This window comes from Candidatus Saccharimonadales bacterium (genome assembly GCA_036397795.1).
Lineage (GTDB): Bacteria > Patescibacteriota > Saccharimonadia > Saccharimonadales > DASWIF01 > DASWIF01.
In genome coordinates, this window is sequence record DASWIF010000003.1 from 1 (window position 1) to 10,711 (window position 10,711).

The window sequence follows — 10,711 nt, forward strand, 5'->3', positions numbered from 1 at the left end:
ACTATCGAGTCGGCCGCTTAGCTCGCTGGGTATTAAATCGGCGGTTTTTATCGGTTTAGCCCAAGCCTTGGCCTTACTGCCTGGTACTTCTCGCGCGGGTGCGACCATGCTAGCTGGTCGGGCCAGCCGACTGTCATTTAAAGATGCGGCCGAATACAGTTTTTTGCTGGCCATTCCGGTAATTGCCGGTGCTATTGTCAGGTCGTTGTTCAAACAGGAGACCCTCAGCCTATGGCATAGTGATGCCGGCGCGGTTATTATCGGTACGGTAGTAGCCTTTTTTTCCGGAATTTTAGCCATTGGCTTTACTCTTAGATACTTAGAACGAAACGGTCTGAAAAGCTTTGGTTATTATCGGTTGGGCCTAGGCTTAGTGGTATTATTAACGGCGATATTATGAGGATTCGATGGAAAAAACCTTAGTTGTTTTTAAGCCAGATGCAGTCAAACGGGGCATCATCGGCGAAATTATTACTCGGTTTGAACGGACCGGTTTGAGAATAGTTGGTCTAAAAATGGTTTATCCCGACAAGGAACATTACCACAAACATTATGAAGAAATTGGCACTATGATTACGCGTCACGGCAAGGACATTTTTAACGCTCAAGTCGACTTTATGATGACCGGACCAGTGGTAGCTTTGGTCTTAGAGGGTGTAGAGGCTGTCGATTTAGTGAGAAAAATGGCTGGCCAGACCGAGCCTAAATCTTCCCACCCCGGCACCATCCGCGGCGATTATGCCCACATCAGTTATGGCTTTGCCAACAGTAAAGGTGCGACCGTACCGAATGTGGTTCATGCCTCGGGTAATAAAAAAGAAGCCCAACAAGAAATCCTTCATTGGTTCAGCGATTTCGAGCTATTTAATTATGAAATGGTGCACGACGTTTTCACCAAGGCCAATTACCGGCCTAAGAAAGCAATTAAGAAATCTTAATATTTGTTAGTATTACCCTTGAGGATTTATCGTCGGTTTAATGTCGTGGATCCTCCTAGGCCCCTATAGTTTAATGGATAAAACAACTCCGTCCTAAGGAGTAGCTCCTCGTTCGAGTCGAGGTGGGGGCACCAAAGTCAGACGCCAAATGAGTTTTTACAAAATTCTTCGAACGCGGCAGTGCCGATAACGAGCTTGTTCTTATCTGGTATCAACAAATTATTGTCTAAGCTGAAGACCGGCTCATCATTATATTCGAGCGGACGTGTAACCGTCACACCGCCCGATGCCAGACGTCGGGGACGGATGCCCATGCGCCGGGAAAACGTCAATGTCTCGACCCAATTTGGCAACGGTACAAAATAGTAGTTTAGTTGCTTATCCAGCGGACAAAAAACGCCTTTAAAAGTGATTTGCATGTTAATCTCGACTCCGACTGATCCGCTGGTTTGGGAATCGTCGTGATGGCGCCGGTAGTCGTTAAAATGGGGAACGAACAAATTTAAATGGCCGAACTTTAATTGATCGGCCAGTTCTGAAAACAAAACTACTTCTTGCCCCGCTAAGCTGTCTAGCTGATCGGCTAGGGCTAGGGTTTTTAAGAGGTCGCCGCTCGAGCCATAGCAAATAAGGTGGAATTTTTCCCAGGGGTCGCAATCAAAAAATAATGCTTGCTCTCGCAATCGCCAATCGTCGTATGGCTCCGGGTATTCCAGCTCGTAACCTTCCCTTAAAAGCGCTAAACGGTGCTCTAGCGAGCGGATAATCTTCCCGGGGCTTTCCATATCACAGAGTATGTTGGTCTGATTTTCTGTCCGAAGCAAGCATAAGCGCGGCTACCCATGACGGGCGTTCTCTATTAGAATGTTTATTAAATGGCTAATAAGACCTTTGAAGGCCAACATGACGACGAAGACGTAGTGTTAGTTTTTCGGCAGTTTCCGATTGTAATGAGAAAAGGCCTGCTGCTACTGTTGGCTTTTTGGGTGATCGGGCTACTGCCGTATTCTTATTGGTTTGACCAGGTTTGGGCGCTCTATGTTTTAATCGGCGGGCTGGTACTGGGTTTGCTGGCGCTGTTTTATGCCTGGGTCGGTTGGTATTTTACGCTGCATATCGTAACCAATCAGCGGTTTATCCAGATCAGCCAGGAGGGTTTGTTTAAACGCACGGTGGTTGATATTGGCCTGGATAAGATTCAAAACATCAATTACCAGATTGCCGGTTTACAGGAAACGATGCTGGGCTTTGGTACAATTATCGTGCAAACTTTTGTCGGGGATCTGGTTTTGAAGTACATCCACCATCCGGCCAGAGTACAGACCAGTTTAATTAAGACAATTAAGGATAACGGATTCGAATATCGTGGTGAAGAAGGGCAAGCTACGCCTTAAAATCCCGAGACTTCGGCGGAAGTCGGATGATAAGGCACTGGATAAAGCCCGCGATTTTATACGCGGCGAAAATCAAACCGGCGAGACCAGTCCGGACAGGATTACCAATGAGACTGTTGCCAAACACCGAGAAGCGGTGTTGTCCGGCGCGCGCCGCTTTATTTATCCCCTAAAAGCTTCCAAACATCGTATCGCCATCATATCTAGCTCGATTATCGCCATAGTCCTGGTCGTATTTATGGTTCTTAGTTGGTATCTGCTCTACCAACGGCAAAGTATCGGCGAGTTTGCTTATAGAATCTCGCAGGTAATTCCTTTCCCGGTGGCGCGGGTTGACGGCCAGTTTGTACGCTATGAAGAATATTTGTTTGAGTTGCGACAAAACGTCCATTATCTGATCAATCAGGAAAATGTTGACTTTGCGACGCCTGAAGGTCGGAGTCAGCTGGAAGGACTCAAGCAGCAGTCCATAGAAAAGGTGGTGGATAGTGTAATTATCAGACAACTAGCCGACGAAAAAGGTATAACCGTGACCGACCATGAGGTGGAGGAGCAAATAAATCTTATTCGCAGCTCTGGTGGTATCGGTGATTCGTCACAGACCCTGGAAGATACACTGGAAGATTTTTATGGCTGGGATTTGGGTGATTTAAAGCGAGTGATTAAAGCCCAGGTCCTCAAGCAAAAACTCGTGCCGATTTTTGACCCGGTGGCTAAGGTCCAGGCCCAGGAAGTCCTAGACGATATTAAAAACGGCGAAAATTTTGCCCGGGCCGCCAAGGCTCACTCGGAGGATGAATTTACCAAGGATAACGGCGGAGAATTTGGCTATATTTTTCGTAGCAATACCGATATCCCGCCGCAAATCGTGGAAAAAGCCTTCTCGCTTGGCGAGAATGAGGTCGCCGATGATTTAGTCGAGACGCTATTCGGTTGGCATATCGTCAAGAACTTGAAATATCGGAGCGATAACGAGGCTTTGATTGCCCACATCCTGATTCGGTTTGAAGATGCTTCTAGTTTTATCAATAACCGGAAAGACATGCTCGATATAAGCCGCTACATTAGTACCTAAAAAGTCCGGAATATTAACCACCTCTTTACAAACAGAGGTGAATGCTGTATGATTCGGTTTGCAGGAATCTTCACTTAGATTCTATCTGTTCCACGAGTGTTCAACTTAGGGCAGTAGGGAAGTGTAAGAATGGTCGTACTGCTCATAAGTTAAAAGAGATCAAATCATGCAGAACAAGTTATTTGTAGGCAGTTTGCCTTACAGCATGCGCGATGAAGACCTAGAGAAAATGTTTGCCGAATACGGCAAAGTTAGCTCAGCCGTCGTCATCATGGATCGAGCCACCAACCGCTCTAAGGGTTTTGGTTTCGTCGAGTACGAAACCACCGAAGAAGCGGAGGCCGCAATCAAAGCGCTCAACGACTCAGAAGTCGAAGGCCGCAAGATAGTGGTTAATCACGCTCGTCCGCGCGAAGAACGATAGACATATCGACTTCAATAAAACAGGCTGATTAATCAGCCTGTTTTTAATTTAAGAAAAAATCGATGATAAGTTTGCTAGCTAATGGTTTGCGCCGCCAGGTTTGCCCTAACCGCCAGCCCGGCCAAGCGTGCCCGGCATTATCAAATTCGACCGTCTTAACTTCGGCCGACTGGCCGTTAATGGCTTGCCAAGCTGCCACGGTGTCCTTAAAAGGTAGCCAATCAAAGTCGGGGTCGTTACTATTAATTCCGCCCTTAAATAGAACGGTTTTATCCTGCTTGCCGTGAATTAGCAGTATTGGTACGGCTGATTTTGGCCGCAGACGGGTCTTAGCGGTGCCAATAGTTCCGGCTACGACAGCCGCCTTTTTAATCTTTTTGGGATATTCGGCCGCCAATCGTTGAGCAAAAAAGCCGCCGTTAGAAAAACCCGTCACGAATACCCGGCGTTTATCGATTTTTCCCTCGTCTGCTAGTTTGTCTACTAACGACCAGATAAAACCGGCGTCGTCGATGTTATTTAACCAGCCGCTGCCACAGCAAAACTTGGCGTTCCAGCCGCGCTTTACCCCGGGGTTTGTCGGCTTAGTAGCCTCGGGATAAAGCACTGCCGCCCGTCGGCCAACGACGTTATGAAGCCCGGTGTAATAAGCAAATCTTAGCGCCGTGTCACCCAGGCCGTGTAAACCGATAATAAGAGGTAGTTTACGCTTGCTCCTGGGCTTGTACAGGCGATAATAACGCCTTTGGTTGTTATGGTTGGCATTCCTTTTTCGGTAGAGCATTGTTCTTAGGCTACCACGGCCTCTTTGGCTTATTAGCAAATCTGAAAGTGCGATGGCTTTACTTTTCTCGCTCAACATTTAATAATTGTGTGCAGAGCTAATTTGCAATAATAAAAACTAGATAACGGTCAAGGGTGGTTGATAGGAGGTTAAAAGTGGGTCCAGCAAAGATGAGCTCGGCCAGTAGAGATCCGTACGGCAAATGTCTGGAAAGATGTAATCACGATCTAGCTAATGGAGTAACGACCGATGAGCTTCTTAATCGCGACGGCCCACATGAATCTAGATTCGAATTTATAGAACTGTTGCCATCAGAGTTCAGACACCCTCTTGCGAGGGGAAACAGGCCAGAGCCTGGATCAATTCCGCTAGGCCGGGAACGTATACCCCAGTTTATTCGGGGCACAACAATCGGAGCGGCAGTAGTTGATCTAGCTAACGTCAAACGGCAAAGTGTAGCCTGAATTGTTATACTAAACCGGTGGCAAAATACCAGCTCAAAACCAGGAAAAACGACGGCGACGTCGATAAGTTTATCGATTCGGTTGAGGACGAACAAAAACGCCAAGACTCATACGAGATAATGAAATTGATGTCGGAACTAACCGGCCAGCCGCCAGTGTTGTGGGGAAAGAGCATTGTCGGCTTTGGCAGCTATCACTATAAAGGCCGAAGCAGCGAAGGCGATTGGATGGCGATTGGTTTTTCGCCGCGTAAACAGAATTTGACGCTGTACATCATGCCGGGGTTTAAAGAATTTGATGATTTGATGAATAACTTAGGCAAATACACCACAAGTGTCGGTTGTTTGTATATAAAAAGACTCGAAGACGTTGATAGATCTGTTCTAAAAGAGCTTATAAAGCGATCATACGAGTACGTTAAAGCTAAACTCGATAAACCTTAACTTGGTGCGAGATGCGAGAATCGAACTCGCGCTTCGTGCTTGGGAAGCACGCGTACTGCCACTATACTAATCTCGCTTTGGAGCCGCCGACCGGATTCGAACCGGTGACTTACACTTTACGAAAGTGTCGCTCTACCAGCTGAGCTACGGCGGCCCGACACGAGGCTATTCTAACAGAAGCCAGCTATTGTCTAACAGATTGCAGTTAAGGGTGTTTGTTGCTAGTATTTGTTCGTTGCTTTGGACCTATTTGCATACGACCGATCAAACCAAGGAGTCGGCTCAGCCGACTCGACTGTTTGAGCGGTCGAGAGGAGGAAGCGCGCTAAGACTGCAGACGTGAACTCATAAATTTGTTTATGGGATCGCGTCGGAAGTCGCTACTGCGATTCCGACGAGGGCTCGTGGTGTAGTTGGCCTAACACGCCTCCCTGTCACGGAGGAGATCGCCGGTTCGGTGAACGCAGCCGCACAGGTAAGAAAAAGCTAGCTTGTTCTTACCGAGCAGCGAGGAAAGAGCAAACTAGTTTGCGATATCCGGTCGGAAATAATTAAAATAACGTGTAGATTTCTTTATAGCTCGTGTGGGCTCGTGGTGTAGTTGGCCCAACACGCCTCCCTGTCACGGAGGAGATCGCCGGTTCGAATCCGGTCGAGCCCGCCACGAGCTATAACGGAATCATGCGTCATCCGGCCTGCCCTGAGCCTGTCGAAGGGTCGAGCCCACCAAACATAAGCATGATAAGAACTCTGTAAAAGGAGGTCTTTTTTGTAAAGCATTAGTAATTTTATTATTTGCAGGATAGTGCTATATTCAGCTAATTATTAGGAGAATGTGATGGCAGAACATATTTTTTTGCAAAGACATCAAATTGAACCAGCAGATATTCACGAAGTTCTAGACTTAACAGCAATGGGTCAATTGGAATGGGGACGAGACGATAGGGCATTAGCGTTTGGTACGAATGTTGATTATTCAATGGGGAGAGAGATTGCTATCGCTCGGAACTTACTTGCGGTCAGAGTAGGCTTTACTCCTAGCGAGGCTCTCAACTACTTACGAATGAAAGACGCGAGCGAGGAGCTTTACTATGTTGAAGACGGTAGTGATGAGGAACTTTTAGCACTAGCAAATCGTGTTCTAAAATTAGGTAATATCGCCTTAACAGTTCCAGGCGGAAGACTTTCAGGCACAATAGAAGATTGTGGTAGTTGCGAAAGAGAGACGGGACATCTTACGTTATATGACGCTGCACACGGAATTGCTGATATGGTAATGGCAGGCTCAGAGAGAGTTGAATGTGTAAGCTGTGGCGATACAGCCCCGATTGCTCAGGCAGTGTAACTCTCATTCTCACCTAGATAACAAATACTCTTTACTTGGTACTTCCATAAAATAATTCCACACTTGTTCCGCCAAGGTCCGCCAAACCAGTTCTTGTTTATACCCGATACTCTATACTCTATACTGAGAACTACTATCCAATGAACCCTTTTACCTGGATAAAAAACCAGTCAATATTTTCTGACCGGCGGGCGCTGTGGCTGCTCATGATATCGGCTACGGCCATGTTATATATCGTGGTTTTCTCGGTTCTCAATATCGAATCCCGAGAGTTCAAGGTCCCGGTTAGGTATTCCGGTTATGCCGAGGGTAACTTAAGCAACCGGGGTGAGTGGTACTCGCTGTATTCTTTGCCGTTATTCGCCCTCCTGACTTTTTTAATCAACACGGTTTTGAGCCTAAAAGTCCACAAGATGCGGCCGGAATTATCGCATGGGTTGATGACCCTTAATCTGGTCGTGGCCGTACTTATCTATATCATTAGCCGGGCTTTATTTAAACTGTTATAAGCTTCATGAAAATCGCAGATATAGAGATTCCTCTTCAACACGAGCGCGGCTGGAAGTACCGGCTGTTTGAAATCATGCCTGGTCTGATCAGTTGGACGATATTAGCCCTGCCGATTGCTCTTAGTTTTGTCAGCCCAACCCTGGCAGCTTATTTTATTTTGCTGTTTATGCTGTCTTGGCTGGTTAAGGCCTTTGGCTACGCCTACCGTACTAGCCAGGGATATCGGCGTTTGAGTCGGTTGATGCGGGCGGATTGGCTGGGGATGCTCGACGATCTGAACCACCCTAAAAGCGCCTTAATAAAATTCGGGGAGATACCGAATAGCCGGCCCAAATGGCATAGGCGCAATCTGATAAAATTTGCGGCTCTTAATGAAAGCCTCCGGCCTAAGGATATAAACCAAATTGTTATCATCGCTACCTATAACGAGGCCCTGAATGTTTTAGAGCCGACCATTGAAGCCCTGCTAACCTCGCGCTATGACCCGCAAAAAATCAATCTGCTCGTGGCCTATGAGGAACGGGGTGGTCAAGCTCAGGAACAACTTGTCCAATTCTTAATTAAAAAATACGACTCCAAGTTTAAACTGGCAAAGGCAATCAAGCACCCAGCCGATTTGCCAGCGGAGGTGATAGGCAAGGGCCCTAATCTGACATTTGCCGGCCGGTGGCTAATTAGCTATCTAAAGCAACACAAGCTGGATCCGACCAAACATATCGTGACCACGCTAGATGCTGACCATCGGGTACACCCGAATTATTTCGCCTCGCTCACCTACAACTATCTAATAGACGAGGACCGAAAGTACAAATCCTATCAACCAATACCGATGTTCTTCAACAATATTTGGGACGCGCCGGCGCCGATGCGAGTGCTCGCTACCGGCAACTCATTTTGGAATTTAATCGTGTCCACGCGGCCACACCTGATGCGTAACTTTGCCGCCCACTCCCAGGGTATGGCCACCTTGATCGACACCGACCTCTGGACGGTTCGATCGATTGTCGAGGACGGCCATCAGTTTTGGCGAACCTACTTCCGCTATGACGGCCGTCACGACGTCGTGCCGATTTACGTACCGGTTTTTCAGGATGCCGTCTTAGCGGAAACCTACCGTAAAACCCTTAAAGCTCAGTTCATCCAACTCCGCCGCTGGGCTTATGGCGCCTCTGATATCGCCTACGTTATCAAAACCGGATTCTTAACGGCTAATAAAGTGGCAAAGCGCGATCTGTTTTTCAAGCTCACGCGGCTGGTCGAAGCTCACGTCAGTTGGGCGACGACGGCGCTGATATTGGCCGGTGCGGCTTGGCTGCCGATATTGATAAACCCGGATGCCCAGGATTCTATCATCGCCCACCAATTACCCCGTTTAGCCAGCGGTATTAACACGTTTATCGCGGGCGGTATTTTAGTAACTGTCTTCCTCAGCATGAAGATGTTGCCGCCCCGGCCGCCGCGGTATCGGGCCCACCGCAATGTCCTGATGGTGCTGCAATGGGTTTTGTTGCCAGTTTCCAGTATTGTGTACGGCTCGTTCGCGGCACTTTATTCTCAAACCCGGTTGATGTTGGGGCGGTATCTGGAAAAGTTCGACGTAACGGATAAAGTCCGCAAGTCTGAACTCAACGACTTAACGGACTAGCAGCTTTCTTAATTCGCTCGCGTCCAATGAATTAGTTTGATATGACAGATATTTGACGTATGACCGCGTATCAAAGCGCTTAAGCACCGTTAACACCGCTTGGGCTATATCTTTACTCGATAGGGTATTACCGGTCTCTGGCAGGCTCCTGAGCAGATTGGTTTCGATCGTGTCGGTCAGGGCAAAGGCCGCCTCGGGTTGTTTTAAGTGGTCAGTCGCCAGGATTAATGATCTCAACAACTTAGCCCGCGAGAATTTCTCGCGGTGTTTTTGTCGTTTTAACACCTCCAAAAAGCCCACCTCAACGGACTCTCTCGTGGTAAAGCGGCGTCTGCACTTCTCGCATCGGCGCCGACGCCAGACCTGACCACGACGGTTCGAGTGTCTGGAGTTACGAACCGTAGTATCAATGCTACCACAAAACGGACAAACCATGTCAACATATTGTCATATAACAATAAATGGGGCCAGTGGAAAACCATCTGAAAACGGGGATAACAAAACCACCGCCTCTGTTGGGCGGTGGTTTATCAGCGCGACGGTTGTGGTTAACTTTTTCGTTTGCGGCTGATTTTCCGATCGCGCAGCGGCTGGCTTTTGGGTTCCGAGGTAGACTTATCGACCCCTGATAGGTAATTCGGCGCCGGGATAGTTTCGTAGAACAGTTCGAACTCTTCTAGTAACGATATTGATTTGGCCAGAGAATTGCTCATAGCATAAGCATAATAACACTAAAACAGATATTTGTCAATCGAACAAACCAGCCTCGTCAATACCACCAGGCGCATAATATAATCAATATCGATGTTTACCGAGATTTTGCGACATGAGAACTTTAGCCGGGCCGGTCGGTTTAAGTTAGGCCAAACACTGGTCAAAACCCCGGTATTCATGCCGGTCGGCACTTATGGGGCGGTCAAGGGCCTAACTCCCGGCCAGGTTCGATCGACCGGCGCTAGCATCGTCTTAGGGAATACCTACCATTTGCATGTTCAGCCGGGCGAAGACATAGTCGCGGCTGCCGGCGGAATCGCCTCATTTATGGGGTGGGATGGTCCGGTTTTGAGTGATTCGGGCGGGTTTCAGGTCTTCTCCTTGGGTAAGATCCGTAAAATAACCGACGAGGGCGTAACGTTCTCAGTTCCGCTTAGCGGCGACAAGATATTCATCTCCCCCGAGAAATCCATACAAATCCAGCACGAACTGGGCGCCGATATTATCATGGCCTTTGACGACGTCGTTGGCCTTAAGGAGGAACGCCACCGTACGCTGGAGGCGCTCGAGCGGACGCACCGCTGGCTGATCCGTTCAATAAAAGAGCACAAGCGCTTGAGTGCAGAAAAGAGTAAACAGCAATCAGCAAACAGCAGTTCGCAAATGAAAAATACCTGGCCCAAACTTTTTGGAATCATCCAAGGAGGGCTAGACAAAGGTTTACGGCAAAAATCATTAGACTTTGTACAAGGCCAGGCCATAGACGGCCTGGCTATTGGCGGTTTATCGGTAGGGGAATCGCGGCAGGAAATGCACGATATGCTGGAATTTTTGGCGGACAAATATAGTAGTAACCACCCCCGTTACTTGATGGGTGTCGGCCATCCCGTGGATATGCGGTTCGCCATCGAGCACGGAATCGACCTGTTTGATTGTGTCCTCCCGACTCGTAACGGGAGGCATGGAACCGTGTGG

Annotated in this window: 14 protein-coding genes and 4 tRNA genes; 12 read left to right on the forward strand and 6 right to left on the reverse strand. The window is 48.0% G+C overall.

The window, feature by feature from the left end:
* The 3 genes from VGA08_00070 to VGA08_00080 all read left to right on the forward strand — a co-directional run.
* The coding region (locus VGA08_00070) for an undecaprenyl-diphosphate phosphatase (GenBank protein HEX9679009.1) at positions 1–400 on the forward strand (400 nt) is incomplete at its 5' end.
* Between the two features lie 7 nt (positions 401–407).
* Positions 408–938: a nucleoside-diphosphate kinase gene (locus VGA08_00075; GenBank protein ID HEX9679010.1), complete on the forward strand. Its 531-nt coding sequence runs from the start codon at positions 408–410 to the stop codon at positions 936–938.
* Between the two features lie 59 nt (positions 939–997).
* Positions 998–1,072, forward strand: a tRNA-Arg gene (locus VGA08_00080).
* Between the two features lie 3 nt (positions 1,073–1,075).
* Here VGA08_00080 and VGA08_00085 read toward each other — a convergent pair.
* On the reverse strand, positions 1,076–1,723 hold the full coding sequence (locus VGA08_00085) for a hypothetical protein (GenBank protein HEX9679011.1): 648 nt from the start codon (positions 1,721–1,723) through the stop codon (positions 1,076–1,078).
* A gap of 90 nt (positions 1,724–1,813) precedes the next feature.
* Here VGA08_00085 and VGA08_00090 point away from each other — a divergent pair, with 90 nt between their 5' ends.
* The 3 genes from VGA08_00090 (at position 1,814) to VGA08_00100 (ending at position 3,831) form a co-directional block, all read left to right on the forward strand.
* Positions 1,814–2,332, forward strand: a complete 519-nt coding sequence (locus tag VGA08_00090) for a PH domain-containing protein (GenBank protein HEX9679012.1) — start codon at positions 1,814–1,816, stop codon at positions 2,330–2,332.
* A complete protein-coding gene (locus tag VGA08_00095) occupies positions 2,307–3,407 on the forward strand; it encodes a peptidylprolyl isomerase (GenBank protein HEX9679013.1) in 1,101 nt (366 codons plus the stop codon). The genes VGA08_00090 and VGA08_00095 overlap by 26 nt, the downstream gene beginning before the upstream one ends.
* A gap of 166 nt (positions 3,408–3,573) precedes the next feature.
* Positions 3,574–3,831, forward strand: coding sequence for an RNA-binding protein (locus tag VGA08_00100; GenBank protein HEX9679014.1), 258 nt, complete (start codon positions 3,574–3,576; stop codon positions 3,829–3,831).
* Between the two features lie 43 nt (positions 3,832–3,874).
* On the opposite strand, the gene VGA08_00105 is transcribed toward VGA08_00100, so the two are convergent.
* Entirely contained in the window at positions 3,875–4,693 is an 819-nt protein-coding gene (locus VGA08_00105) for a PHB depolymerase family esterase (GenBank protein HEX9679015.1), read from the reverse strand.
* A 403-nt stretch (positions 4,694–5,096) separates the two neighbouring features.
* On the opposite strand from VGA08_00105, the gene VGA08_00110 reads away from it, so the two are divergent.
* The gene (locus VGA08_00110; GenBank protein HEX9679016.1) at positions 5,097–5,522 is read left to right on the forward strand and encodes a DUF1801 domain-containing protein; all 426 of its coding nucleotides are present in this window, start codon (positions 5,097–5,099) and stop codon (positions 5,520–5,522) included.
* Positions 5,523–5,524: 2 nt separating this feature from the next.
* On the opposite strand, the gene VGA08_00115 is transcribed toward VGA08_00110, so the two are convergent.
* Positions 5,525–5,598, reverse strand: a tRNA-Gly gene (locus tag VGA08_00115).
* Positions 5,599–5,600: 2 nt separating this feature from the next.
* Positions 5,601–5,676: transfer RNA gene (locus VGA08_00120), tRNA-Thr, on the reverse strand.
* Between the two features lie 432 nt (positions 5,677–6,108).
* On the opposite strand from VGA08_00120, the gene VGA08_00125 reads away from it, so the two are divergent.
* The 4 genes from VGA08_00125 (at position 6,109) to VGA08_00140 (ending at position 9,022) form a co-directional block, all read left to right on the forward strand.
* A tRNA-Asp gene (locus tag VGA08_00125) sits at positions 6,109–6,186 on the forward strand.
* 174 nt (positions 6,187–6,360) lie between these two features.
* Complete coding sequence (locus VGA08_00130; protein ID HEX9679017.1) at positions 6,361–6,867, forward strand: hypothetical protein; 507 nt, start codon at positions 6,361–6,363, stop codon at positions 6,865–6,867.
* Positions 6,868–7,007: 140 nt separating this feature from the next.
* On the forward strand, positions 7,008–7,376 hold the full coding sequence (locus VGA08_00135) for a hypothetical protein (GenBank protein ID HEX9679018.1): 369 nt from the start codon (positions 7,008–7,010) through the stop codon (positions 7,374–7,376).
* A 5-nt stretch (positions 7,377–7,381) separates the two neighbouring features.
* Positions 7,382–9,022 (forward strand): glycosyltransferase family 2 protein, encoded by a 1,641-nt coding sequence (locus tag VGA08_00140; protein ID HEX9679019.1) that lies wholly within the window; start codon positions 7,382–7,384, stop codon positions 9,020–9,022.
* Here VGA08_00140 and VGA08_00145 read toward each other — a convergent pair.
* Together VGA08_00145 and VGA08_00150 are read right to left on the reverse strand one after the other, a co-directional pair.
* Entirely contained in the window at positions 9,011–9,307 is a 297-nt protein-coding gene (locus tag VGA08_00145) for an ATP cone domain-containing protein (protein HEX9679020.1), read from the reverse strand. The two genes, VGA08_00140 and VGA08_00145, sit on opposite strands and share 12 nt — an antisense overlap.
* 263 nt (positions 9,308–9,570) lie before the next feature.
* A complete protein-coding gene (locus VGA08_00150; protein HEX9679021.1) occupies positions 9,571–9,735 on the reverse strand; it encodes a hypothetical protein in 165 nt (54 codons plus the stop codon).
* A 91-nt stretch (positions 9,736–9,826) separates the two neighbouring features.
* Here VGA08_00150 and tgt point away from each other — a divergent pair.
* Positions 9,827–10,711: tRNA guanosine(34) transglycosylase Tgt (gene tgt / locus VGA08_00155; GenBank protein HEX9679022.1), on the forward strand; the 885-nt coding region annotated here is incomplete at its 3' end.

Excerpts from the sequence above, each read along its gene's own strand:
- VGA08_00085 (HEX9679011.1), bottom strand. The coding sequence starts at position 1,723 with ATGGAAAGCCCCGGGAAGATTATCCGCTCGCTAGAGCACCGTTTAGCG.
- VGA08_00075 (HEX9679010.1), top strand. The coding sequence starts at position 408 with ATGGAAAAAACCTTAGTTGTTTTTAAGCCAGATGCAGTCAAACGGGGC.
- VGA08_00150 (HEX9679021.1), bottom strand. The coding sequence starts at position 9,735 with ATGAGCAATTCTCTGGCCAAATCAATATCGTTACTAGAAGAGTTCGAA.
- VGA08_00090 (HEX9679012.1), top strand. The coding sequence starts at position 1,814 with ATGGCTAATAAGACCTTTGAAGGCCAACATGACGACGAAGACGTAGTG.
- VGA08_00140 (HEX9679019.1), top strand. The coding sequence starts at position 7,382 with ATGAAAATCGCAGATATAGAGATTCCTCTTCAACACGAGCGCGGCTGG.
- VGA08_00130 (HEX9679017.1), top strand. The coding sequence starts at position 6,361 with ATGGCAGAACATATTTTTTTGCAAAGACATCAAATTGAACCAGCAGAT.
- VGA08_00135 (HEX9679018.1), top strand. The coding sequence starts at position 7,008 with ATGAACCCTTTTACCTGGATAAAAAACCAGTCAATATTTTCTGACCGG.
- VGA08_00105 (HEX9679015.1), bottom strand. The coding sequence starts at position 4,693 with ATGTTGAGCGAGAAAAGTAAAGCCATCGCACTTTCAGATTTGCTAATA.
- VGA08_00100 (HEX9679014.1), top strand. The coding sequence starts at position 3,574 with ATGCAGAACAAGTTATTTGTAGGCAGTTTGCCTTACAGCATGCGCGAT.